Annotated in this window: 18 protein-coding genes and 2 pseudogenes; 13 read left to right on the top strand and 7 right to left on the bottom strand. The window is 42.0% G+C overall.

Annotated elements, in window-relative coordinates; translation table 11 throughout:
- The first annotated feature begins 168 nt into the window (after positions 1 to 168).
- The 8 genes and pseudogenes from H562_RS0112110 (at position 169) to rpoN (ending at position 11,485) form a co-directional block, all read left to right on the top strand.
- Positions 169 to 2,043: an ABC-F family ATP-binding cassette domain-containing protein gene (locus H562_RS0112110; protein WP_027377743.1), complete on the top strand. Its 1,875-nt coding sequence runs from the start codon at positions 169 to 171 to the stop codon at positions 2,041 to 2,043.
- 99 nt (positions 2,044 to 2,142) lie between these two features.
- Positions 2,143 to 3,522 carry an APC family permease gene (locus tag H562_RS0112105; protein WP_027377742.1) on the top strand — a complete coding sequence of 460 codons (1,380 nt, stop codon included), beginning with the start codon at positions 2,143 to 2,145 and terminating at the stop codon, positions 3,520 to 3,522.
- A 148-nt stretch (positions 3,523 to 3,670) separates the two neighbouring features.
- On the top strand, positions 3,671 to 5,869 hold the full coding sequence (locus H562_RS0112100; protein WP_027377741.1) for a TonB-dependent siderophore receptor: 2,199 nt from the start codon (positions 3,671 to 3,673) through the stop codon (positions 5,867 to 5,869).
- Between the two features lie 240 nt (positions 5,870 to 6,109).
- Entirely contained in the window at positions 6,110 to 6,628 is a 519-nt protein-coding gene (locus H562_RS0112095; RefSeq protein WP_027377740.1) for a membrane protein, read from the top strand.
- A gap of 307 nt (positions 6,629 to 6,935) precedes the next feature.
- Positions 6,936 to 7,490, top strand: a pseudogene (locus H562_RS0112090) (30S ribosomal protein S16); the annotation flags it as partial.
- A gap of 206 nt (positions 7,491 to 7,696) precedes the next feature.
- A complete protein-coding gene (gene rimM / locus H562_RS0112085; RefSeq protein ID WP_027377738.1) occupies positions 7,697 to 8,239 on the top strand; it encodes a ribosome maturation factor RimM in 543 nt (180 codons plus the stop codon).
- A 247-nt stretch (positions 8,240 to 8,486) separates the two neighbouring features.
- Entirely contained in the window at positions 8,487 to 9,932 is a 1,446-nt protein-coding gene (gene asnS / locus H562_RS0112080) for an asparagine--tRNA ligase (protein WP_027377737.1), read from the top strand.
- Between the two features lie 71 nt (positions 9,933 to 10,003).
- Positions 10,004 to 11,485: an RNA polymerase factor sigma-54 gene (gene rpoN, locus H562_RS0112075; protein WP_027377736.1), complete on the top strand. Its 1,482-nt coding sequence runs from the start codon at positions 10,004 to 10,006 to the stop codon at positions 11,483 to 11,485.
- Between the two features lie 16 nt (positions 11,486 to 11,501).
- Here the strand turns inward: rpoN and H562_RS0112070 are convergent, their stop codons facing one another.
- On the bottom strand, positions 11,502 to 12,176 hold the full coding sequence (locus H562_RS0112070) for a beta-carotene 15,15'-monooxygenase (RefSeq protein ID WP_027377735.1): 675 nt from the start codon (positions 12,174 to 12,176) through the stop codon (positions 11,502 to 11,504).
- A complete protein-coding gene (locus H562_RS0112065) occupies positions 12,169 to 12,663 on the bottom strand; it encodes an RNA polymerase sigma factor (protein WP_027377734.1) in 495 nt (164 codons plus the stop codon). Before H562_RS0112065 ends, H562_RS0112070 begins: the two co-directional genes overlap by 8 nt.
- 130 nt (positions 12,664 to 12,793) lie before the next feature.
- Between H562_RS0112065 and lptB the strand changes: the two are divergent.
- The 5 genes and pseudogenes from lptB to H562_RS0112035 all read left to right on the top strand — a co-directional run.
- Positions 12,794 to 13,519: pseudogene (gene lptB / locus H562_RS15090) on the top strand (LPS export ABC transporter ATP-binding protein); the annotation flags it as partial.
- Between the two features lie 460 nt (positions 13,520 to 13,979).
- On the top strand, positions 13,980 to 15,707 hold the full coding sequence (locus tag H562_RS0112055) for an ABC transporter ATP-binding protein (RefSeq protein WP_084466375.1): 1,728 nt from the start codon (positions 13,980 to 13,982) through the stop codon (positions 15,705 to 15,707).
- A 32-nt stretch (positions 15,708 to 15,739) separates the two neighbouring features.
- The gene (locus H562_RS0112050) at positions 15,740 to 16,315 is read left to right on the top strand and encodes a hypothetical protein (protein ID WP_156831999.1); all 576 of its coding nucleotides are present in this window, start codon (positions 15,740 to 15,742) and stop codon (positions 16,313 to 16,315) included.
- 97 nt (positions 16,316 to 16,412) lie between these two features.
- Entirely contained in the window at positions 16,413 to 17,063 is a 651-nt protein-coding gene (locus H562_RS0112045; protein ID WP_027377731.1) for an HD domain-containing protein, read from the top strand.
- 231 nt (positions 17,064 to 17,294) lie between these two features.
- On the top strand, positions 17,295 to 17,933 hold the full coding sequence (locus H562_RS0112035; protein WP_027377730.1) for a hypothetical protein: 639 nt from the start codon (positions 17,295 to 17,297) through the stop codon (positions 17,931 to 17,933).
- A gap of 4 nt (positions 17,934 to 17,937) precedes the next feature.
- On the opposite strand, the gene H562_RS0112030 is transcribed toward H562_RS0112035, so the two are convergent.
- The 5 genes from H562_RS0112030 to H562_RS0112010 all read right to left on the bottom strand — a co-directional run bounded on the left by H562_RS0112030 (position 17,938) and on the right by H562_RS0112010 (position 24,555).
- Positions 17,938 to 19,134, bottom strand: coding sequence for an efflux RND transporter periplasmic adaptor subunit (locus H562_RS0112030; RefSeq protein WP_027377729.1), 1,197 nt, complete (start codon positions 19,132 to 19,134; stop codon positions 17,938 to 17,940).
- A gap of 249 nt (positions 19,135 to 19,383) precedes the next feature.
- Complete coding sequence (locus tag H562_RS0112025; RefSeq protein ID WP_027377728.1) at positions 19,384 to 20,652, bottom strand: ABC transporter permease; 1,269 nt, start codon at positions 20,650 to 20,652, stop codon at positions 19,384 to 19,386.
- Positions 20,653 to 20,789: 137 nt separating this feature from the next.
- Positions 20,790 to 22,019, bottom strand: a complete 1,230-nt coding sequence (locus H562_RS0112020; protein ID WP_027377727.1) for an ABC transporter permease — start codon at positions 22,017 to 22,019, stop codon at positions 20,790 to 20,792.
- 50 nt (positions 22,020 to 22,069) lie between these two features.
- Entirely contained in the window at positions 22,070 to 22,762 is a 693-nt protein-coding gene (locus H562_RS0112015) for an ABC transporter ATP-binding protein (protein ID WP_027377726.1), read from the bottom strand.
- A gap of 59 nt (positions 22,763 to 22,821) precedes the next feature.
- Positions 22,822 to 24,555: a tetratricopeptide repeat protein gene (locus H562_RS0112010; RefSeq protein WP_027377725.1), complete on the bottom strand. Its 1,734-nt coding sequence runs from the start codon at positions 24,553 to 24,555 to the stop codon at positions 22,822 to 22,824.
- Positions 24,556 to 24,668: the final 113 nt, after the last annotated feature.

Genomic DNA, 24,668 nt, shown 5'->3' with positions numbered 1-24,668 from the left:
TAAAAACGTACAGAAAACATTCCATAAACTGACAAAAAGAATGTTTTAACACAGTTTAACGGAAGTAAAATGCGACCTGGCTTTCCTGGTGTTTATTCTGCCGGATTTTAAGACGCCAAAATTGCGTACTTTTGCGGCTTTAAAATACCTGCTTTTATCCCGCTGAAAATGAATTACATTACCACAGAAAACCTTTCGAAATCCTATGGCGTGAAAACGCTTTTCAAAGACATTACCTTTCATATTAATGAAGGCGATAAAATTGCAATTGTAGCTAAGAACGGCTCGGGAAAATCCACGTTGCTGAAAATTTTAATGGGAAAGGAAATCGCTGATTCCGGAACTGTGGTCATTAATAAAGATATTCAGGTGGTGCTTTTCGATCAGGAAATTGATTTTGAAGGTGAGCTGAATGTGGAGCAGTTTATGATGACCTTGGATTCGGCACCGATCATGGCACTTAAAAACTACCATTATGCATTACTTTCCGGTGATCCCGATGATATGGATAAAGCGCTGAATGAAATGGAAATTCATGAAGCCTGGGATCTGGAGAATGAAATGAGCCAGATACTCACGCAGTTGAAAATCACCGATCTGGAAGCGAAAATGAAAACCCTTTCCGGCGGCCAAATCAAAAGGGTTGCGCTGGCAAAACTGTTGGTGGAAACCCGCGCGCAACACCGCCACACCCTTCTTATCATGGATGAGCCGACAAATCACCTGGATGTGGATATGGTGGAATGGCTGGAGAATTACCTGTCCAAAGCTATGGTCACTTTGCTTCTGGTCACACACGACCGTTATTTTCTGGATGCTGTTTGCGATATCATCTGGGAGATGGAAGATCACCAGCTTTATGTGCACAACGGATCTTACGCCACTTATCTGGAAAACAAGATCATTCGCGAAGAAAATCTGGATTCCACCATCGATAAAGCGCAAAACCTTTACCGAAAAGAGCTGGAATGGATGCGCCGCCAGCCAAAAGCCCGAACTACAAAATCGAAATCACGGCAGGAAGACTTTTACGAAACTGAAAAAATAGCCAAAACCGATACACGAAAAGAAAAACTCGAACTCGATTTTGAAATGAAAAGACTGGGAAACAAGATCCTTGAATTAAGAGACATCAACAAAAGTTTTGGTGATAAGTTGCTGCTGAAAAATTTTTCTTATCAGTTTCAGCGCGGCGAAAAAGTGGGCATCGTCGGGAAAAACGGTGCCGGCAAATCGACACTTTTAAATATAATTCAGGGTTTGGAGCCTTATGATTCCGGAGAAATAGAAACCGGCGAAACGATCAAGTTCGGTTATTTTGCTCAAAAAGGTCTGCAGTATAAAGAGGATCAGCGCGTCATAGATTTCATTAAAGATATTTCCGAGAATTTTCCGCTTGCCAATGGACGGACGATTTCTGCCTCGCAGTTTTTAAGGCTTTTCCTTTTCGATGACCAGACGCAGTACGCGCCGATATCTAAACTTTCGGGCGGCGAAAAGCGAAGACTGCATTTGATGTACGTTCTTTATCAGAATCCCAATTTCCTGATTTTTGATGAACCGACCAACGATCTTGATCTGCCGACACTCACCGTTTTGGAGAATTTCCTGCTGCAGTTCCAGGGCTGCCTGATCATCGTGTCTCACGACAGGTATTTTATGGACCGAATTGTGGATCACGTTCTTGCTTTTGAAGGTGAGGGTATTATAAAAGATTTTGTAGGGAATTTCACCGAATACCGCGAAAAGAAATCACAGCAGCAGAATAAGAAACCTGCAGAAATCGCCGTGCCTGCGCCCAAAGCTGCTGCAACTACAACTCCTGCAAACTCCACCGCCAAGAAATTAACCTTCAATGAGCAGCAGGAATTAAAAAATATTGATAAGGAAATTCCCAGACTCGAAAAGCGAAGGGAGGAAATCCTCGCCGAGCTGAACAAAGAAACCGATTATAAAAAAATCGCGGCCTTATCCAAAGAACTTGAAAGTTTGACTGAAAAAATTCAGGATCTTGAAATGCGCTGGCTGGAATTACATGAATGATTGTTAAAAACCATTAATGAACGTAAATCAGTTTTATTAGATTTAATGAAAATCATTTATAACAACCGCTAAAAAACTCATAAAAATTGTGGTGAAAAAATGAAGAACGAACAGAAGCTGGAAGCTAAATACGGCCTTTTCACCGCGATTTCTATGGTCATCGGTCAGGTGATCGGCTCCGGCATTTTCTTTAAGGTTGATGATGTACTTCTCGCCACGCAGGGAAATGTTTTAGCCGGCTTGCTTGGTTTTGTGATTGTCGGGATCAGCGTTGTATTTGCGGGTATTTCTATGGCAAACTATGCAGAAATCCTTCCCACGGACGGTGGGATCCTGAATTATGTAAATTACCGCTTTGGAACCACGGCCAGTTATTTTGTGGGGTGGATGTATATGAGCCTGTTTTATCCGGTACTTACGGCAGTTTTGTTTACGGTTTCCGGGATTTACATCGCGCACCTGTGTGCGGAATTCCTGAATTTTGAACCTACATTTCTGCATTTCACCGTGATTGGTTTAGCGAATCTGTTCATCTTTTTTGCCTTGAATATTCTCCGGCCCAGAGCCAGTGGAATTTTCCAGCAACTCACAACTGTACTGAAAGTTTTACCGCTGATTTTTATTGCTTCGCTCGGTATTTTAAGTTTGATGAAAGGTGATGTGGCGGCGGGCAGCACACTTTCAGCCAGCGCCGGAGGTGCGACAAATAACCTGTCTTTTTTGCTTCTGCTGTCCGCAGCATTTATACCGATTTCTTTTGCTTTTGATGGTTGGTATATTGCCACCCAAATTTCCGGTGAGATCAGGAACTCAGCGAAGAATCTACCGAAAGCTCTGATTATAGGCACATTTGCCGTAATGGTGATTTACATTTCGTACTATTTGGGCATTGTTTTCCGCATGAGCAGTGACGAAATCATTAAACTGAAAGATACTTACATAACGGAATTTGCCCGGAAAACTGCTTCGAATATCGGTGCTTTGATCATGCAGCTTTTCATTATTATTTCTGTTCTTGGAACTGCAAACGGTTTGCTTTTGGCGACAATCCGAGTTCCTTTTCAGTTTGCCAATCTGGAAAAATCAAGAAAATTCTGGAACCTTAACCAATTGAGCGAGAGGACAAATATGCCGGTCAACAGTGCGTTTCTGGGCTTGGTAATTGTTGTATTTTATATGTTTGTATATTATTTTACCAACACCAATTCCTATTTTAACCAGCGCAATTTCGACCTGTCTGCCATTCCAATTATTTTTATTTACTGTGTAAATGGTGCGCTGTTTCTGGGACTCTTCAGGCTGTTCAACCAAAGAATATTTCCGGGTAATTTATTCTTAAAAAGGATAATGGCAGTTTTTGCGGTTTTCGGAATTTTAATTGTTCTCGCGGGAACTGCTTTTGCGCCGAACGGTCTTTTATATTTCTTCATTAATGTCACTTTTATTGCCGCCGGTTTTCTGGTGAAATGTAAAACCTGATAAATATCAGTTTTTCTCGCTCTTTCATTTTCAGGGAATTAAACAATTGTTTTAATTTTATTTAGAATTAGTCCAAATAGATTTGGCTGTATAAAAACGGTTTTCTACTTTTGAGCCGTTATTTAAAATTAGTCTAAATAAGTTTAAAATGAAAAAACAGATTTTAACCCTCGGCGTTCTTGCGGTGACCATTTCGGCGCATGCTCAGATGAAATATGAGCCTGTGAGCGACACCATTAAGATTCAGCTGATCGAAGATATTAATCTTCACAAAACCGGGAATCCCAACAAGGCGCGCCCACTTTCCTCGAAATCGAATTTAACGATTATGGAAAACCCGCAGCCGGTAGCGATCGTTACCCACGAAATCATCGAGCAGCAGCAGGCCAAACAGTTGAGCGATGTTCTGCAGAACGTGAATGGACTATACATTACCTCCTCGCGTGGGAATTCGCAGGACAGTTTCGGTGGCCGGGGTTTTAATTTTGGAAATGACAATATTTTTAAGAACGGTGCAAGAGTGAACAGCGGCGTTTTTCCTGAAGTTTCCGGTTTAGAAAGAGTTGAAGTGTTGAAAGGTGGTAACGCAATGCTCTACGGAAATGTAGCAGCGGGTGGCGTTGTAAACTTAATTACTAAAAAACCAAGATTTGATTTTGGCGGAAGTGTGGGTTTTAGCGCCGGAAGCTGGAATTCCTATAAACCTACCGTAGATTTTTACGGACCGCTTTCGAAAAATGTAGCTTTCCGTGTTAACGGTGCTTTTGAAACTGCAGACAGTTTCCGCGATGTGGTAGAATCCCAGAAATATTATTTCAATCCGTCTTTCGCTTTTAATATCGGTGAAAAATCGCAACTGATTGTAGAAGCAGATTATCTTAAAAATGATTTTACGCCCGATTTCGGAATTGGCTCAATTACCAATAAGAACGGTTCTTACTCGGTAAATAATTTGTTGCCGCGAAACGCTTTTGTAGGCGCAGACTGGCAATATCAGAATGTGGAACAGGCCACGGCAGGAATTACATTTAATCATCAGTTCAATGATTTCTGGACTTTGAATGCAGTGGCTTCTTATCAGAATTATACCAAGGATTATTTTTCTACCGAAAGGGTGCAGTGGTCTTATGACGCAGCTGACCGGCTGAACTGGAAAAGACCGGTCGGGAGATCCTATGCTGAGCAGAATTACACCTCACTCCAAATTAATGTGAACGGAGAAATTAAAACCGGAAGTGTAAACCATAAAATTTTGGTCGGTACCGATGGTGATTATGGAACAAGTGACTCTTATGGGTACAATCTTTCGCAAGCCTTTTACGGAACCAACGGAAGTACCGACGGCACGATTTATTTAGATGATCCCTCGACCTGGGTTTCGGGAGCAGCTCCCACCGCAGAAATAAGAGACAGAAACAGAATCCCGACGCAGAGATTCGGGATCTATGCACAGGATTTCATTGAGCTTTCAGACAAATTTAAAGTGTTGGCCGGTTTAAGATATTCCTACATTGAAAATAAAGATTCCGAAAAGAAAACTTTCGCAAATAACGAAACTGCTTTCTCAAGCGGCAGCGCAAACCGCGCATTCTCCCCAAAAGCAGGATTGGTTTATATGCCAAATGATAACTTATCACTGTTCGCAACGTACACCAATTCATTCAGTGCGAACTCGGGCGTTGACATTAATGACAATGCGCTGAAACCTTCGATCATCGACCAGTTTGAAGTGGGGATGAAGAAGAATTTCTGGAACAATGCTGTGGCACTAAACCTGTCTCTCTATCAGATTGAAAACCGCAACTTTTACCAGGCTATTGAGGGAAACACGTCGGGCAAAGATATTAAAGAGTTTGCCGGTAAAATGAGAAGCCAGGGTGTAGAATTGGACATTACCGGGAATCCTTATCCGAATTTATCCATTATCGCCGGAGCATCCTATAACCATTCTGTTTATTTAGATACGCCTGCAGATTTCGGCTATGTCGAAAATCAGAGATTGGTAAGAACGCCTGCAACTACGGCAAATGCCTCGGTTTTTTATACCTTCAATAATTATGTAAAAGGACTTAAAATAGGAGCGAGCGCTTACTATGTAGGGGATCGGATTGCCGGCTGGAATGACACCAAGAAAACCTTGAAAGAAAGAAATGGAGTTTCCAGATTTTTGGAAGTGGGCGATTATGTAACCGCAGCAATATCTTTAGGATACGACTGGGATAAATTTTCTGTGATGGGTAAAGTGGGTAACTTATTCGATGCGGTGGATTATAACTACCACGAGAATTATTCGGTAAACCCAATTACACCAAGAAATTTCTACGTAACGTTAACGTATAAACTTTAAAAGAATACAATTCAGATCATCTTAATTTTAGAGTAATGGCAGTGGAGATTTCGGTTTCCACTTCTGTTATTAAAGATGGAAATTTATTGGTAATATATTTAAAGTTCTGAAGAAGCGGGCTTTAGCCCGTTTTCTGAAAATAATATTTTACTGGCTTTAGCCAAGTTATAAGGTCTTATTATATTAAAACTTTGATTCCTTATCAAAAAGCAGAAAAAACAAAACAAAAAACAGGAAACTATGTCGAAAATCAAAGACACCAAATCATTCATGCGGATCACGCACCGCTATTTAGGTTATTTCGCCGCCGGAATTATGGCAGTTTATGCGCTCAGCGGCGTACTGCTCATTTACCGTGATACCAATTTCCTGAAAAAGGAAAATAAAACCGAGATCGTATTGAAACCCAATATGACGGAAAAGGAACTGGCAAAAGAAATCAAGATGCGAAATGTAGAATTTGAACCTGGCGAAGGCGAACTGAAAACATTTAAAGACGGAACTTATAATGCAAAAACGGGTGAGGCAAAATACACTAAAATGCAATTGCCGTTGGTGTTAGAAAAATTCAATCAGTTGCATAAATCAACATCGAAACATCGTTATGCTTCTTTGAATACGGTATTTGGACTGGTGCTTTTTTTCTTTGTGATATCTTCTTTCTGGATGTTTAATTTCAAATCTAAAGCATTCCGTCGTGGGATGATCTACGCCGGAGTCGGATTTGTTTTGGCACTGATCATGGTATTTTTTCAATAAAGCAGTGATTTCGATAGAACACGATCCTGTTCTTGTAAGGTTTTTTCTTTTACTAAAGGTCTTGAATTAATGATAACTCAATTAACCAAAACGGAAACCCCTAGTCCTGATTGAACGGCATGTTTGAGCTCTCCCGAGCCGGGGAAAGCAGCGGCGGGAAGCGAGTAGTGAAAGCAGGTTCCCGACTCCTGAAAAAATAGATTTGGCACACAAAATAATCACATTAACGGATTGTTGAATTCATAATTTTGATTATCTTTGCACCCTTATAATTAATCGGGACGAGTTCCCACAAAATCAAACATTTATGTCAGTAAAAATTAGATTACAAAGACACGGTAAAAAAGGAAAACCTTTTTTCCACATCGTAGTTGCCGATGCAAGAGCAAGCAGAGATGGTAAATTCATCGAAAAACTCGGTACTTACAATCCTGTAACCAACCCTGCAGTGATCGAACTTAACGTAGATTCAGCAGTAAAATGGTTAAACAACGGAGCTCAGCCAACTGATACAGCCCGTGCGATTCTTTCTTACAAAGGAGTGCTTTACAAAAAACACTTGCTTGGAGGCGTTGCCAAAGGTGCTTTTGATGAAGCTGAAGCTGAGAAAAGATTTACCACCTGGATGGAAGGTAAAGAAAAACAGGTTCTGGGGAAAAAAGACAGTCTTGCTAAATCTAAAGAAGATGCTAAGAAAGCCGCTTTCGAAGCAGAATCAAAAGTAAACCAGGCGAGAGTTGACGCTGCTGCAAAAGCTGAAGCTGATGCAAAAGCTGAAGAAGACGCTAAAAAAGCAGAAGCTCAGGCTGCCGCTGATGCAAAAGCTGCAGAAGAAAAAGCTGCCGAGGAGGCTGCAAATGCACCTGCAGAAGAAGTTGCTGAAGCGCCTGCAGAAGATAAAACAGTAGTTGAAACAGTAGCGGAAACTTTAGGCGGCGCAGCTGCTGCAGTTGCCGGAGCTGTGGATTCTGTAAAAGAAACCGTGGCAAACGTTACTGAAAAAATCGCAGGTACCGACGAAACTGCTGAAGGAGACGAAGCTAAAGCTTAATCAAAAAAAACTGTTGCATGCGTAAAGAAGATTGCTATTTTTTAGGAAAAATCACACGCAGACACGGCCTTCAGGGGAATGTGTATCTTAAACTGGATACCGACCAACCCGAAATGTACAATAAACTGGAATCAATATTCGTTGACATCAACGGATTATTGGTTCCTTTTTTTGTTTCCAGACAATCCTGGAGCAAAGGCGAAACACTGATCATCGCCTTCAAAAATTCTACCGAAGCGCTCGTAAACCAGACTTTGGGCAAAGATGTATATCTGCCGCTCGCGACCTTACCAAAACTTACCGGAAATAAATTTTATTACCACGAAGTGATCGGATTTGAGATTCGCGAAGAGGACGGCAAAACCTGCGGGACCATCGAATCCATCAATGATCAAACCGGTCAGCATTATTTTCTTTTGGATCTTGCCGGCAAGCAGATCGTAATTCCCATCATCAAAGACTGGATCCTGGAACTCAACCGGGAGGAGAAATTTATCAGAATGTCTTTACCAGAAGGTTTGATGGATGTTTTTCTGATTCCCTCGAAGAGAGACGAGTAGTTTTCTTTAAAATTTTCACCTTTACTTATTCGAACGCTTTTTGCATAGAAAGCAATTCCTTTTTCGGAATGGCTGTATAAAACCTGCAGGCTTGTAAATACTGCTTTTTACAGGATAAATACTTTCTGAAAAAAATTCCCCTGCATCAAAAATTAAACCAATTTTTAGTAAGTTTGCATGTACTGATTCTGCCTGCCAGAATAAAATAAAATTCCTTATTTTTATTAAAGAAAACGAAAGCCTCCGAATGAGAACGACAATTAACGAATTACTTTCAGATTACAAGAAACTGCTGCACCACGATATTACCGTTTTAGGTTGGGTAAGAGCGTTCCGCTCCAACAGGTTTATTGCGTTGAATGACGGTTCCACCATCAATAACCTACAGATCGTTGTAGATTTTGAAAAATTCGACGAAAATATCCTTAAGAATATCAGTACCGCCGCTTCCTTAAAAATCTTGGGCGAAGTGGTAGAAAGCCAGGGTGCCGGACAAAGCATAGAAATCATTGCAAAGAAAATCATCATCCTCGGCGACAATTTTACTGAGGAAAGAGACAAAACAATCCTGCAACCCAAAAAGCATTCACTTGAAATTCTGCGTGAGCAGGCGCATTTGCGGTTCAGGACCAATCTTTTCGGTGCTGTTTTCCGCGTACGCAGTTCGGTGAGTTTTGCCATCCACCAGTTCTTTAACCAAAACCAGTTCTTCTACATGAATACGCCCGTAATTACCGGTGCAGATGCCGAAGGCGCGGGTGAGATGTTCAGCGTGACAAATTTTGACCTCGACAATATTCCAAGAAATGAAGAAGGAGACATTAATTATGAGGATGATTTTTTTGGAAAGAAAACCAATCTTACCGTTTCCGGACAGCTCAATGTAGAAACTGCCATGATGGGTTTAGGCCGCGTTTATACGTTCGGTCCCACATTCCGGGCAGAAAATTCGAATACCACACGCCACCTTGCGGAATTCTGGATGGTGGAGCCTGAAGTCGCCTTTAATAATCTTGAAGATAACATCGACCTTGCCGAAGATTTCTTAAAATATGTCATCGGTTATGTGCTGGAAAACTGCAAAGATGATCTGGATTTTCTGGACAAAAGATTTGCCGACGAACAAAAGCAGAAACCGGAGAAAGACCGCGCTGCGGAAGGACTTATTGAAAAACTGCAGAATGTCATTCAGAAAAGATTCAAGCGCGTTTCATATACCGAAGCGATTGAGATCCTGAAAAATTCAAAAGAGAACAAAAAAGGCAAATTCCAGTTTCCGATCGAAGACTGGGGTGCAGACCTGCAGAGTGAGCATGAGCGTTTCCTGGTAGAAAAGCATTTTGAAAGTCCTGTAGTTTTGTTTGATTATCCAAAGGAGATCAAGGCGTTCTACATGAAGCTGAATGAAGACGGAAAAACGGTTGCAGCAATGGATGTGCTTTTCCCGGGCATTGGCGAAATCATCGGTGGGTCGCAGCGCGAGGATAAATTCTCGGTTTTGAAGGATAAAATGAAAACCATGAATGTGGATGAAGAGGAACTGTGGTGGTATCTCGACACCCGGAAGTTCGGCTCGGTCCCGCATGCCGGTTTTGGGTTGGGATTAGAAAGACTTGTGCTTTTCGTAACAGGAATGACCAACATCCGCGATGTAATACCTTTCCCAAGAACGCCGCACAACGCGGAATTCTAAATTATTCACTAAATTGGTAACTCAAACCCGGAACAGAATTTTTTAAAAAAAACAGAAAACAGCTTCTATATATGTTAAAACAAAACCTTCAAATGCGACTCGGCCAGAAACTGGCTCCTCAGCAAATTCAGCTTATGAAGCTCATACAGCTTCATACACTGGAGTTTGAGGAGGAACTCGAGCGCGAACTTGAAGAAAATCCCGCGCTGGAAAAGGTGCAGGAAGAAACCACGCAGGAAGAAGATTATGCCGCTGCAGATGATAAGTATGAAGACGAAGGCAACGAATCCATCGATACCGATTTTGATGTTAATGAATATATTTTCGACGATGAACCTGCGTATAAAACTGCTTCCAGCAACTTTTCGGCAGATGACGAGGAGTTCGACAACGAATCTCTGCTGACGGAAGGCCAATCGCTTTACGACTACTTACTGGAGCAGATATATCTTGTAAATATTGATGGCGATGATCTGAAGATCGCCGAATACATCATTGGAAATCTGGACAACGATGGCTATTTGCGCCGCGAGATCAAGCAGATTGTGGACGATCTTGCGTTTTCCCAGGGAATTTATACGACAAAGGAAAAAGCAGAAGATATTCTGGAGAACTATGTGCAGAAACTGGATCCGCCCGGAGTTGGCGCACGCGGTCTGCAGGAATGCCTGCTTTTACAGATCGAGAAGAAAGTAAGCGCGGATAAAGCGGTGACTTTGGCAGCAAACATCCTGCGAAGCCAGTTCGATGCGCTTTCGAATAAGCATTATAATAAGATCATTCAAAAGTATGATATTGAGGAGGAAGATCTGAAGGATGCTCTGGAAGTGATCTCAAAACTGTCGCCGAAAGTCGGCGGTAACTTCGATACCCAAACAATCACCATCAATCAGGAAATTATTCCGGATTTTGTAATTCAGATCAAGGAATCTAAGAATGGTGAAGTTGATGTAATTCCTTTACTTAACAGTAAAAATGCGCCAAGTCTGCGTGTTTCTGATCAGTACAAAGATATACTTACAACGTATTCCCACGACAAGAAATCGGCGGAACACAAGCAGGCAGCACTTTTCATCAAGCAAAAACTCGATGCCGCAAAATGGTATATTGATGCGATCAACCAGCGACAGAATACTTTGCTGCAAACGATCTCCGCAATTGTAAAGCTGCAGAAAAAGTACTTTATCACCGGCGATGAGAAATCATTAAAACCAATGATCCTGAAAGATGTAGCAGACATTACCGGTTTCGATATTTCTACAATATCACGTGTTGTTAAAAGCAAATATGCCGATACGCCAAGCGGAATTATCTATCTGAAAAATCTGTTTTCAGATTCACTTACCAATGATGACGGTGAAGAAGTATCGACCAAAGAAATCAAGAACCACCTTTGCGACATCATCGACAATGAAAATAAAAGAAAACCACTCACCGACGATGCGCTGGTAGGACTTCTGAAAGAGAAAGGCTATAACATTGCGCGGCGGACCATTGCGAAATACCGCGAGCAGCTGAGTATTCCGGTAGCAAGGCTCCGAAAAGAACTATAATTAATGAGACAGCAATTTAAGATTGCTGTCTTTCTATTTTCTCCAGTTCCATCAGGTTTTTGCCGAGTCTTTTCAGAATTATTCCATAGACCACGCGGTAGTAGATCCAGATAAGTACTACGCTCAAAACCATCATCACACCGAAACCCACGTAAAACCCGATGAGAGTTGGATGATCCAAATGTATGTTTTGCTGTGAAATGACCCAGAGCGTAAACGCGCCCAAAACTACCATAAAGAGCACCATCAGGATGATATTTGCAAGAATGAAGAGGTTGACGGTTTTCTTGAATTTAATGATCTGAAGGATAAGTTTTTTCAGATTCGATTCTACATGGATTTTGGAATAGTTGCGGTAAAACAGAAAGACGAAAAAAGCAGTTATTGCTAAACTTACGACTTTCAGCGCCAGATAAAGATTATTGAAGCTGTGTTCCAAACCTGCGGAACTTGTGACACCAAGTTTCGAGAGCACGTTCATCACGCTGTCGGAATCATCGCCACGAAAAAGATAATATAAATTTAGTGCGAGGATCACCAGGAATTCAACCGCGCTGATTCCAAGAATATATTTTACATAGTTGCGTGACGATTTATTCAGCATTCCTTCGATCTCGGCGCTGTCGTATTTTGGCTGAACCTGCTGTTCCTGCCAGGTTTTTTTAAAATGGTCTATATCGAATTCAGGCATGTTTTTCCATTAATTCTTTTAAAGTTTTCTTCAGCCGGTTCATTTTCACGCGCGCGTTGACTTCAGTAATTCCCAGAGTTTCCGAAATTTCCCGGTACGGCTGATCATCAAGATACATCATTACAATGGCTCTTTCCACTTTCGGAAGCATTTTCACCACTTTATAGAGCAGCGTAATTTGATTCTGTTTTTCATCATCATCTTCCAGATAATCCTGGTGGTGATAGTCTTTCAGCTCGTCGGTCTGCGGTGATTTTGTTTTTTTTCGGAAAAGTGTAATGGCCGTGTTCAGGGCAACGCGGTACATCCACGTCGATATTTTCGAATTCCCTTTGAATGAGTCGTAAGAACGCCAAAGTTGTAACACAATTTCCTGAAAGAGATCCTGCTCATCTTCCAGAGAATTGGTGTAGAGACGTGAAACTTTGATAATCAATCCCTGATTATCCTTGATCAGTTTCGCAAACTCTTTCTCTTTCAGGCTCAAAACTCTGGAAATTTGTAGGAGCGAAGATAAGTTTTTTTGCTTTAAAATAATGGGTTAATCCACAGTTTACACGGCCTTTGGTTCGGTTACTGCCACATCAACTTTGGCACAAAAATGATATATTTGCCTTATGATTTTACGCGGAGAAAATTTAATAAAAGAATACGGCCCCAAAAGGGTGGTGAAAGGCGTTTCAGTAGAAGTTGCACAGGGTGAGATCGTAGGCCTGCTGGGTCCGAACGGCGCCGGCAAAACAACGTCGTTTTATATGATCGTGGGACTGGTAAAGCCGACCTCCGGTAAAATTTTTCTTGATAATCAGGAGATTACCAGCGATGCCATGTACCGCCGCGCACAAAAGGGAATCGGTTATCTTGCACAGGAAGCCTCGGTATTCCGGAAACTTTCCGTCGAGGATAATATTCTGGGCGTTCTGCAGCTGACCAAACTTTCAAAACGTGAACAACGGATGAAATGCGATGAACTCATCGAAGAATTTTCTCTGCAGCACGTGCGTAAAAACCGCGGTGATCTGCTTTCAGGAGGTGAGAGGCGGCGGACCGAAATCGCACGCTGCCTGGCGACAAGTCCGAATTTTATTTTGCTCGATGAACCTTTTGCAGGTGTAGATCCGATTGCGGTCGAAGATATTCAGAAAATCGTGCGAAGTCTTGTGGATAAGAATATCGGCATTCTCATTACTGATCACAATGTACAGCAAACCCTCGCCATTACGCACAAAACATATATTATGTTTGAAGGGCGGATTTTGAAAGAAGGTCTGCCGCACGATCTCGCCAACGATCCACAGGTTCGTGAGGCTTACCTCGGCGAAAACTTTGTCTATCAGGACATTCTGAACAGGCCGAAGAAAAAGTCTTTGGTTTACAATATCTGGGCAGGAAATTTCGACACTAAACAGCGTTTTACAGATTTTGTTGAAGAACATTTCCGCGGCGTGGATAATTTGCGTTTGATGTACGGTTTCGAAGATATCAGTTTTGCCTCACTTTCAAATTCTGAGATCGAACATATTTTTAAAGAAGTCGTGGATAAAACGGCCAATAACGCTTTTGTTTTTCAAAAGAAGGAACTTTCAGATTCCTACTCAACCGCTATCGCTGAAGCCGACGCCAAAACCCACAGCACCGAACGCCTGCACTACCTTACCACTTTTACGTACGAAGGATAAGTATGGATTTTCTTTTAAAACCAAATTAAAAGTTAGCTGAAATATGCCGAAACCATTCAACAGGACCATCACGCTTTATCACATCTATAAACAGCTCGTTCCGTTTATAAAACCGTACCGCGTAATGATTTACGGCACTCTGTTCCTTACTTTCATTGGTGCTTTAATGGCGCAGGTCAATCCGCTGGTCTTAAAATACACGGTAGATGAGGTGACCAAACTTACTCAGCTGCCCGATCCAATGACCGAGGGAATTCACGTATTGGTTATAATTTCAGCCATCTTACTTGGCAAGGAACTTTTAAATATCTTCATTCAGTTCGGTCAGAAATTTTATGGCGAAAAGATTCGCATCAGTACCAGTTCAGTCCTGGCGCAGTCGGCGATTGATAAAATTCTTACGTACAGAGTAGCATATTTTAATGATGAGAATCACGAATCGGGAAAACTTCAGATCCGTATCGACCGTGGCATCGAAAGTCTGACAAAACTGGTCCAGAATTTTTTCATTGATATTTTGCCGCTGTTCTCAAATGCGTTTATTGCATTGATAATCATGTATATGCAGAATGTGTATGTCGGATTGGTTTCCACGGTAGTCGTGCCGATTTATTTCGCCATCAGTTCGCTGCAGGCAAAAAAACTTTCCGGTGTAAGGCGGACTTTGCGAAACCAAAGGGAGCAGAAAACTTCTGGACTGCTCAATCTCATCAACTCGATCATGGTGATCAAAAGCTTTATACGCGAAAAGTTTGAGGGTAAGAAACAATATGACCTGCAGATGCAGCTGATGGCGAGCCAGATGTTCACGCGCCGCACCAATTTTGTGTACGACGGTCTGAAAACTTTTATAGAACAGTTTGGCGTGGTGATGATCATTCTGCTCACTGTGTTTCTGGTGCTCGATCAGCAGATGACGATTGGTGCAATTATGCTGCATATTCTTCTGTTTAATAATGTCTCATCGCCAATACGCCAGCTGCACAGGATTTATGATGATATGAATGATGCCATGATCTATGCAGAAGGTTATTTCGATATTTTAAATGCTGACGACGAAACTGAACCCAACGGAACTTATACAGAGAAAAACATCAAAGGAAAATTTGAACTTAAAAATGTAAGTTTCACTTATCCGAAAGGTTCCAAAGCTTTAGATAATGTATCGATGACCATAGAAAGCGGCAAAACCACTGCGCTTGTTGGGCTGAGCGGCGCGGGAAAATCCACGGTGATCAATCTGCTCTGCAAGTTTTATCTGCCGGAATCGGGTTCCATTTTCCTTGATAATACCAATTTAAACGATTTCGAAAATACAGCACTTCGCGGCGATATAGGGCTTGTTCTGCAGAAAAATCACATATTTCAGGGTAGTATTGAAGACAACATCCGATACGGAAATATGAACGCAACTTTCGAAGAAATAGAAACAGCTGCTAAGAAAGCCTATTTACACGACCAGATTGCAGATTTGCCATTGCAATATCAGCACGACGCCACGCAACTTTCCGGTGGACAGCAACAGCGGATTGCGATTGCGCGTCTTTTCCTGAAAGATCCGCCGATCATTTTTCTGGATGAACCTACCGCAAGTCTGGACGCCGTGGCGACCGAACAGATCAAAAATTCGCTGGATGCTATAAAGGAAGGCCGAACGGTGGTGATCATTTCCCATTCACTTTCGCAGATCCTGGATTCGGACAGGATTTATGTGATGAAAAAAGGACAGGTCGTGGAAAGTGGTACGCATGACGAACTTATTGCTCTGCACGGAACTTACCGCGAAATTTTCGATGCGTCGGCAAGAAGCCTGAATCTGGATAAACTGCTGAGTTCCTACCGCGAAAATTAATTAGGAACAGATTATAAAACATTAAAGAAAATATGAAAAATACCATACTGAGCGCTTTTGTCCTGATGTCTGTGATATGCTGCCAGAAAGTGGAAGAAAGCATTACCACGGTTGTAACTGCAACCAAAAACAAAGCCGAGCAAAAAGCCCGTGAAACCGTGCAGGAAACCGTAAATGAGCAATTGGGAAAACTTGTGAACGCAGAAAATGTGGAGTTTCAGCAATTATTTCCCCACGACAATTCATTGCAGATCGAGAATGTAGTCGGTAAAAAAGTAGCGTTCCCGAACGGAACACCTTTTTATGTTTTCAAATACAAAGTGGCCGATAAAGATGTGCTCTTGAAAACTTTGGTCGAAGAACCCACAACAGATGAAGGAAAATCGAACAAAGACTTTCAAAAAGTTGACGGCCGTATGATCATTGAGAAAATCACCTTTTTTGAGAAATTCCTTCCCGCAAATTCCATAGACATGAGTTTTCTGGACGACATTAAAAATGACAAGAACATCGAATATTATAAGATCAAGCGTTTCCCAAACGCCAGTACAGTCATCTACAATCCAAAATCGCAAATGGTGTATCAGTTTGTAGAAGTTAAGAAATAAAAAGTGTTAAACAGTTTTTAACCGGCTCACATTCGGCACACGCCTTAAAAGCTCAGGCACCTGAACTGAAAAAATTAATAATTCTCACTGAAATTATATGCCATCTCCTTTAATTGAAAATACCGTAAACTTCGTCAAGGAAAAACTGCGCGGTGCAGAAGCGGGCCATGACTGGTTTCATACCGAACGTGTCTGGAAACTTGCTACAAAAATTGCTGAAAACGAAAACTGCAATAGTGATGTGGTAGAAATTGCTGCACTGCTGCACGACATTGCCGATCCCAAATTCCATAACGGCAATGAGTCACTGGCGCTGGAAATCTCTTCGGAATTTTTAACTGATCAAGATGTACCATCAGAAATTATCGGGCAGGTTTTATTTATCATTAAAAATATTTCCTTTAAAAACAGGAACGAAACGCCGAAAGAAATCCCGGTTGAATTAAAGATCGTACAGGATGCTGACCGTTTGGATGCTGTTGGCGCGATCGGAATTGCCAGAACTTTCAATTTTGGCGGCTTCAAAAATAATATAATGTACGATCCCGGGCTGCCTCCACAACTGGATATGACAAAGGAAGCTTACAAGAAAAGCAACGGTACCACCATCAATCATTTTTACGAGAAGCTGCTTTTGCTGAAAGATCTTATGCATACAGAAACCGCAAAAAAAATCGCGTCGGAAAGACACGATTTTATGTTGAGATTTCTGGAGGAATTCTATAAAGAATGGAAGGCAGAGATTTAAAGAAAGTGATAAGACAGCAAGAATTTGCAGTTAGGGTGCATAACGCTTATTCAATTAATGTTATTTAAAACCGTTTTACTGTGTCTTCGCGGTAGCGGCTGTAGCTTTTTGCGTAAGAAATATCTCTTTTCAAATCCTGGCTGTGCACAGGATGAACCAAAAATAACAGGAGTACTTTTTTTCACAATCCGCGTAGGCGACAGTTTTAATTATTTCATTTAACTTTACCCCATGTATTATTTGTTTGTGCTGCTGGCGGTTTTGCTGGTTTCGGCTTTGGTACTTTCCACTGTAAAATATGGCAGGTTCATTATCTGGGCCAAAGCTTTCCGAATCACTGTGGTGAGTCTGTCACTTGTTGTTTTTGCACTTTTGTTCATCCGTAAAAGTGTCAGCCAGTTTCAGAAAAATTCACTTACCGTTCAGGTCGTCAACAAACTGCCGTTTCCCATTGATTTTTATATGGTGAAGATCAACAGCGGGGCCGATCCCGATGATAAATATGAAGCCCGGCATATTGGTAGTATCCGCAGTAATTATTACCGGATCGAATATATAGACATGAAAAACTCCGATGAGTTTTGGATCGCCGGTCTCATGGGTAAAAAAGACCTCGTGTATTTTTCCCAACATTCAGTGCCGAATAAAAACCAGGATCAGATCATAGAAGTCCGCAACTACATCAAGCAAAGCATCAAACTTGCCGATATTGCCAAAACCCAGATCACCGCTATGAAATTCGAAAATATGAAAACTGCGATCTGGATCACGCTCGATTTTCTGCTGCTTTTCCTGAATATTGTTTTGCTGGTGCGTAAGTCAACAAAAAAATCCCAGCCGGAGCCAGGATTTATTACAGTTAAAAACTAAGATGCTATTTTCCTTTCTGTTCTTTTAGTGTTTCCTTATCTTTATCTGAGGGATTCCATACCTTCACCTCGGAATCCTTGGTAAGTCCCGAGAGGATCTGCACATTGATTCCGTCGCTCGCGCCCAGTTTTACGTAGACCTTCTTAAATTTCCCGTCGGGTTGTTTTACTTCTACAAAGGATTTATCCTGGCCGTTTACCTTTTCGTACTGAATCAGTGATTCATCCAGCAACAAAGCATTTTTCTGCGAACTCAGGATGATTTCCCCATTTGCCGAAAAACCTGCGCGTATATATTCATCGGTTTTATTGAACACGTCGCCTTCGATAGGAAATTTTATCGTTCCGTTTTCATCTTTTCCTTTTGGTGCGATCATAGTCACGCGGCCTGGGAAACTTTTGTTCTGCAGTGCACCGATCACAATATTCATTTCCATACCTTCCTTCAGTTTGCCCGCCTGCGCCTCATCAATTGTTCCCTGAAAGATCAGTGAATTAAGGTCCGCGATGGAGCAGATCGTGGTTCCGGCATTAAATGAGTTGGCTTCAATTACCTGGCTGCCGACTTTTACCGGAACTTCCAGCACGGTTCCTGTCGCTTTGGAACGAATCTGCGTGGTGGCTAAACTTGCAAGTTCAGGTGTCGCGCCCGTTCGCGCGATCTGCAGATTTTTCTGCGCGGTCTGCAGTTGCTGCTGGGCATTTTTCAGGAGTTGCTGCGTACTCTGCAACTGCTGCTGAGCGCCAATGTACTCCTGTTTCGAGATCACGCCCTGGTCGTATAATCTTTTCTGCATGGCAAACTGCTTCTGCTGCGTATCCATATTAATTCTGGAGTTGCTGATCTGCAGGTTTGCGCTGTTAATTTCCTGCTGAGCTGCATTGATGGTCTGCACGCTCGGCACAATTCTGATGGTTGCTACCAGCTGACCGGCAGTAACATGATCGCGTTCGGTGACCAGAATCTTATCGATGATGCCGGAAATATTCGGTTTGATCTCGATCTCCTCGCGCGGTACGATATCGCCTGTTGCCATTACCTTGTCATCCATATTTTGCACAACAGGTTTTCGCGTAAGGAAAGCCTCACTTTCCGAACTGTTGGATTTGATCAGGTAGGAAATACCCATGCCTAAAGCCGCTACCAGGAGCAAACCCAGAAATATATAAATGGCTTTTTTTACAGTGAACTTCTTTTTCATATTATCAGTTTATTTTTTTCTGTTTTTTTTGGGCGACTTCATCCGCCCTCCATTCCCGCTTTTTTTGGTAGTGCATGGGAATTTTGCGTTGGCTGAAAATTTATGCCGTTTGCACTACCAAAAAAGAGCTCCATTCAGGTCGGGTCGCAGATTGTTTTTTATATCAAACTTTCTTATCATTTAAAGTTTTCAATTTTTAAAAGTTCGGAATCAACTTTTTTACCCAACCCGAACTCAATCACTCAAAATCTACTCGGATCTAAGTGCTTCAATAGGCCGTATTCTTACCGCGCGCTGCGCCGGGATCATTCCTATAATAAGGCCCAAAATCACCATGATCGCCATTGCTCCAAAAACCTGACCGTAATTGATCGTGGGATTATAAAAAGGGAAAGTATCCTGGTTTCTTGTAAACATATCTACGATCATCAGCAGGAAAATTCCAAAGATAAATCCCAGTATGCCGGAGGTTAAAGTAATCACCACGCTTTCTAGAAGAATCTGGTTACGTACTTCTGCCGGTTTGGCGCCCAGGGCGCGGCGGATCCCGATTTCTTTGGTTCGCTCTTTTACGGTGATCAGCAGGATATTCGAAATTGCAATGACGCCCGCCAGGATTGTAAGCGTTCCTACCACAATTGTTAAAATCTGCATTCCCGTAAGAAAGCCGGTCAGTTTACCGAACTCCTTGCCCAGGTTAAAACTGCCGAATGCATTGGTATCATCAGGCGATACGTTATATTTTGCTTTGAGTTCGCTTTTTACTTCATCTTCTACCACATTCAGGTCAGCATCAGGTTTGCTCACGATTGCGAAGAAGCCAACCTTATCGCCTTCGTTATACATTTTCGAGTAGGTGGTGAACGGAATGAAAGCTGCCTGGTCATTATCGGGCCCACCGGTTTTCTTCACGCGGAATACGCCGATGACATTAAAGAAAATACCTTTTACAGTAATTGACTTTCCGATAGGGTCTTCATTTTTTTTCGCATCGAAGAAGTTTTTATAAATCTCCTCGCCAATCACGATTACATTTTTGTTTCCGTTGATGTCAGCATCATTAATATACCGGCCGAAAATCAGTTTTTTCTCCGAGATTTTATTGCCGATAGGAAAATCGCCTGTTAATGTATAAGTTGCATTTTTGCCATTTCTGGAAAAAGATTCACCTGGACTGCCAAATTTTCCGCGCGAACTTTGGGGGGAAATATAGTCGATCTGGCTGATCTTTCGCGGCAGCAGTTCCAGGTCGGATAAATGCAGGTCCATTTTTCTGCCTTTTGGGAAACCGTTGTACGGAATCGTTGTGTTTTGTGCCCACAGAAAAATAGAATTCGTTGCAAAGCCGGAGAAAGCCTTGTCGAAACCATTTTCCAGACCTTTGGCGGCGCCCAGAAGTGCGACAAACAAAAACATACCCCAACCCACACCGATCATGGTAAGAAAGGTGCGCAATTTATTATTCCGAAGAGAATGATAAATTTCCTGCCAGGTATCTATTTTAAAAATTATTTTCATCCGAACTTTGTAAAAATGCAGTTGCTCTGCAGATTCTGTTTTTTATTTTTTTAAGTCAAATATTCATTAATTCAAACACAATTTCTCAATCACTTATTCACTCCACAACCCAAATACTGAGTCATTCCAAAACTCCGTTATTCCGCACGCAGCGCTTCGATCGGTTTTATTCGGCTCGCCCTGTAGGCCGGAACAAATCCTGCCACAAGACCCGAAATGATAAGGCAAATAAAAGCTACCGCGATCAGGCCCCAGCCAACCGAAGGATCCATAATAAAATACTTTTCTAAACTGTCGCCGATGAGTTTCAGGGTAAGTACGCCGAGCCCAACACCCACTAAGCCGGATATGGCAGTTATAACTACACTTTCCTGCATGATGAGACCTACGATGCTGCTTGGTTTTGCCCCAATGGCTTTGCGCACACCGATTTCCTGGGTTCTTTCTTTTACGATATAAACCATGATGTTGCTGATCCCAATAATGCCCGCGAGCAAAGTTCCCATACCTATGAAACCTACGATCAGCGTGATGATAAACAGGAACTGAAAGGTCTTGTCCATATTTTTGGCATTGTTCCTAACCACGATCGCATTTTCATCATCCGGAGAAACTTTATTCTTGGCTTTGAGCTCTTTCTGAAGTTGATCTCCGTACGCAATGGCCTGCGCGGGAGTCATATCGGTATTATAGGTCAGGAAGATCGTGCTCACCGTATCCGAACCTTTTTTAAGTTGCTGCAAGGTGGTGATCGGAACAGTGATCATCCGTTCGTCAAAATCGCCGCCGTCATCTGAAAACACTCCAATGACTTTAAAAAAAGTACCGTTAATATCCAGATCCCGCCCAATCGGGCTGCCGGTTTTTAAAAGATCGCGCTGAACCATTCTACCGATAACAGCTACATTTTGTTTCAGGTCCAAATCACGGTTTGTAATATAACGGCCATCGGTAACTTTTCGGTTTTCGATGATCTGTTCATCAGGATTTGCACCGCTGATCTGGTAACTTCCGCTTTCTTTTCCATATTTCACTGTCATGTTGGTGGAGTATCGCGGTGTAGAACTTTCAATTTTTTCCGGATCGGTTTTAATGACCTGGCTGTAGTCATCATTTTTCAGAACGACCTGTCTGTTTTCCTGCAGGCCGCCATATGCCACGGATGTTTTACCTGCAAAGATTGAAATTAAATTCGTGGCGTCCCGCGCAAAACCTTCGGTAAAAGCATTTTTCAAACCTGTTCCAATACCGAAAAGCACTATAAATATATAAAGTCCAAGCGCTACTGTAAAGCCCGAAAGTATGGTCCGCAGAACATTACTTCGGATCGATTCAAAAATTTCGCGCCAGCGGTCCAGATCGAACATATATTTGTTTTCGTGTTTTTTAAGGTTGTATTGCAGTATCGCCGGTCTTATTAGGCTAAAACTCTTTGGGTGATAAATTCATCACTTTCGATGATACCGTCTTTTAATATAACATTGCGTTTTGTTTCTGCAGCCACATCGGGTTCGTGTGTCACTACGATCACGGTTTTCCCGCTGTTATTAATTTCCTGCAGTAATTTCATAATGTCATATGTCGTTTTGGAATCCAGTGCACCCGTAGGTTCATCGGCTAGAATTACCTTGGGGTCCGTGATCAGAGCGCGGGCAATTGCCACCCTTTGTTTTTGTCCGCCGGAGAGTTCATTCGGCATATGCGCTGCCCAGTCTGCCAGGCCTACTTTTTCAAGATAATCCAGGGCGCGCTGATTGCGCTCTTTGCGGGCAACATTCTGATAATAGAGAGGAAGTGCCACATTTTCCAGAGCGGTTTTGTACCCGATTAGGTTAAAGGACTGAAAGATAAATCCCAAAAATTTACTTCGGTACTCGGCGGCTTTTATTTCTGTAAGATGTTCAATAGGAATTCCGTCGAGTTCATAAATGCCGGAATCTTTTTCGTCCAGAATACCAATGATATTCAGAAGCGTGGATTTTCCCGAGCCGGAACTTCCCATGATCGAGACAAATTCGCCCGCACCGATTTGCAGGTCAATGCCTTTCAGAACATGCAGTTTACTTTTGCCCGTGTCGTACGATTTGTGTAAATCCTTTATTAATAACATTCAGATGCGGATTGATTTACCTTATAAGTAGGCGTTGGAAAAGTATTGTTACAGGAAAATCAATTATTTGAGTAGAAGGGTGTGATGAGTTCCTCAAACATTTCTTTGCGATCCGAGAGCTTTTTGCGCAGGCGCTGTTTTGATTTTTTTATAGCCTCCGGCGAAACACCCAGGAGACCGGCAATTTCTGTATTGTTAAAGTTGAGTTTATGAAGCAGGATCACACGATGGTTGGAGGCAGTCAGTTCCGGAAAATTTTCATTGAGGTCTGTATAAAATCCCGGATATTTCCTTTCGAAAGCATTCTTGAAGTTCGACCAGTTTTCATCGGTCATCAGGTGACTTTCAAGCAGTTTCTCCAGATCATCCTGTTTTTCCTGTGCACTTTGTTCCTCCTGTTTCTTCAAAAGTCCGATCTCAGAATTAAGGGCAGAAATGTGTGTGTTTTTATATTTCAGAAGTTCGATCTGCGCCGAGATGCTTTCTTCAACTTCGGAGAGTTTACGCTCGTAATCCTGTTTTGCCAGTTCCGAGCGCAGGAGATTTTCTTCGTTCTGAAGCTTGCGGACTTTCAGTTTGATCTTAAAAAATTTGTAGAGAAATAATGCAATTATAAGCAGGGCAAACAAAACTCCGATAAAAACCCGCTTTTGAAAAGCCGCATCCTGCAGGTCGCTGTTTACTTTGTCGATCTGGCTCTCGTATTTGGCTTTCTGAATTAGGAGTTGTGCGGTATTTACTACGGTTTCGCCATCAGTTTGTTTACCATAATCTTCGAGTTCAGCAATTCTTTTTCGGATCGACAGTTCATCGGGGCTGTTGTCATCCAGCGCTTTCAGGCGCATTTTTAAAATATTTAGTTCTTCGCTTTTGAAATAGGGACTGGAGACAGCTACTTCCTGTGCCTGGTCCAAGAATGCCAGCGCCTGCTTCATCTTACCCTGTGCAATATAATTTTTCGCCAGAAGTTGGTAGGCAAACATAGCGTTCTTGCGGTTACCGAGCTTTTCCGAAATCTGAATGTCTTTCAGCAGTGCAGTTTCAGCTTCCGTGTACAGTTTCTTTTCGAAAAGTGCGTTGCCGATGTTGCCAAATGTTTTTGCCAGCCGCAGTGAATCTTTTACGAGAGATGCAATAGCATTTGCCTCCCTGGAAAGTTTCAGACTGCGGTCCAGCTCATTTTTCTGAAGAAAACATATTCCCATATTATCCAGAATCGCTGCATTCTCAGATGTGTTATAACCAACGTAATCTTTAACTTTCAAAAAATAAGCAATAGCTTCGTCTGGTGCGCCTATGGTCTGCATGACAAAGGCGATCTGCCGGTAAGTGTCATTGGGCAGAATGATTTGGCTGCGCTTCATTCTTTCCACGGTTTTTACCGCAGAAGTGAAAACGGGAAGCATTTGCGTGTACTGATTAAAACGGTACCTGTATTTTGCGTAATTCATTTCCGCCCAAACCATGAGAGCGGGGTTTGCAGCAGCTTTTGCCAATTCAATAGCTTTTCGCGAGTTTATCAGACTATGCGTATTGTCCCTTTCAAAATAGTCTGCATAGCCATTTGCCAGCAAGCCGTAATAGAAAATCCGGTGGCTTTGATTGGCGCTGTTGAGAAGCGGCTGCAGATAATTTTTTAAGGCAACAGTATCTTTTACAAAAGTTTTCTCCTGAAGAAGAATTCTTTCGGCGTCTTTTATAGAATTAAAGGATTTGAAAATTTTTATCTGCTGTGCGTAAGAATGCATTGATATAAATACGCAGAGCAGAAAGAATAAATTTTTTATGATCATTTAAGTGTTTGGTTTTAAACAAATTTAGATAAAATGGTTTTTATATGAAAGTATCTGAAAAAGATCAGATCTCGCCGCAATCTTTCTAATTGCCGATGAGTTTTCATTTACAC

The organism is Kaistella palustris DSM 21579 (genome assembly GCF_000422265.1).
Classification (GTDB): domain Bacteria; phylum Bacteroidota; class Bacteroidia; order Flavobacteriales; family Weeksellaceae; genus Kaistella; species Kaistella palustris.
Note: the sequence above shows the minus strand (reverse complement) of the source record. Positions and strands in the feature narration are given on the sequence as shown.

Coding starts and splice junctions, on each gene's coding strand:
- H562_RS0112045 (WP_027377731.1), top strand. CDS start 16,413: ATGCCATCTCCTTTAATTGAAAATACCGTAAACTTCGTCAAGGAAAAA.
- H562_RS0112020 (WP_027377727.1), bottom strand. CDS start 22,019: ATGTTCGATCTGGACCGCTGGCGCGAAATTTTTGAATCGATCCGAAGT.
- asnS (WP_027377737.1), top strand. CDS start 8,487: ATGAGAACGACAATTAACGAATTACTTTCAGATTACAAGAAACTGCTG.
- rimM (WP_027377738.1), top strand. CDS start 7,697: ATGCGTAAAGAAGATTGCTATTTTTTAGGAAAAATCACACGCAGACAC.
- H562_RS0112100 (WP_027377741.1), top strand. CDS start 3,671: ATGAAAAAACAGATTTTAACCCTCGGCGTTCTTGCGGTGACCATTTCG.
- H562_RS0112095 (WP_027377740.1), top strand. CDS start 6,110: ATGTCGAAAATCAAAGACACCAAATCATTCATGCGGATCACGCACCGC.
- H562_RS0112105 (WP_027377742.1), top strand. CDS start 2,143: ATGAAGAACGAACAGAAGCTGGAAGCTAAATACGGCCTTTTCACCGCG.
- H562_RS0112070 (WP_027377735.1), bottom strand. CDS start 12,176: ATGCCTGAATTCGATATAGACCATTTTAAAAAAACCTGGCAGGAACAG.
- H562_RS0112025 (WP_027377728.1), bottom strand. CDS start 20,652: ATGAAAATAATTTTTAAAATAGATACCTGGCAGGAAATTTATCATTCT.
- H562_RS0112010 (WP_027377725.1), bottom strand. CDS start 24,555: ATGATCATAAAAAATTTATTCTTTCTGCTCTGCGTATTTATATCAATG.
- H562_RS0112110 (WP_027377743.1), top strand. CDS start 169: ATGAATTACATTACCACAGAAAACCTTTCGAAATCCTATGGCGTGAAA.
- H562_RS0112030 (WP_027377729.1), bottom strand. CDS start 19,134: ATGAAAAAGAAGTTCACTGTAAAAAAAGCCATTTATATATTTCTGGGT.
- H562_RS0112015 (WP_027377726.1), bottom strand. CDS start 22,762: ATGTTATTAATAAAGGATTTACACAAATCGTACGACACGGGCAAAAGT.
- H562_RS0112050 (WP_156831999.1), top strand. CDS start 15,740: ATGAAAAATACCATACTGAGCGCTTTTGTCCTGATGTCTGTGATATGC.
- rpoN (WP_027377736.1), top strand. CDS start 10,004: ATGTTAAAACAAAACCTTCAAATGCGACTCGGCCAGAAACTGGCTCCT.
- H562_RS0112035 (WP_027377730.1), top strand. CDS start 17,295: ATGTATTATTTGTTTGTGCTGCTGGCGGTTTTGCTGGTTTCGGCTTTG.
- H562_RS0112055 (WP_084466375.1), top strand. CDS start 13,980: ATGATTTACGGCACTCTGTTCCTTACTTTCATTGGTGCTTTAATGGCG.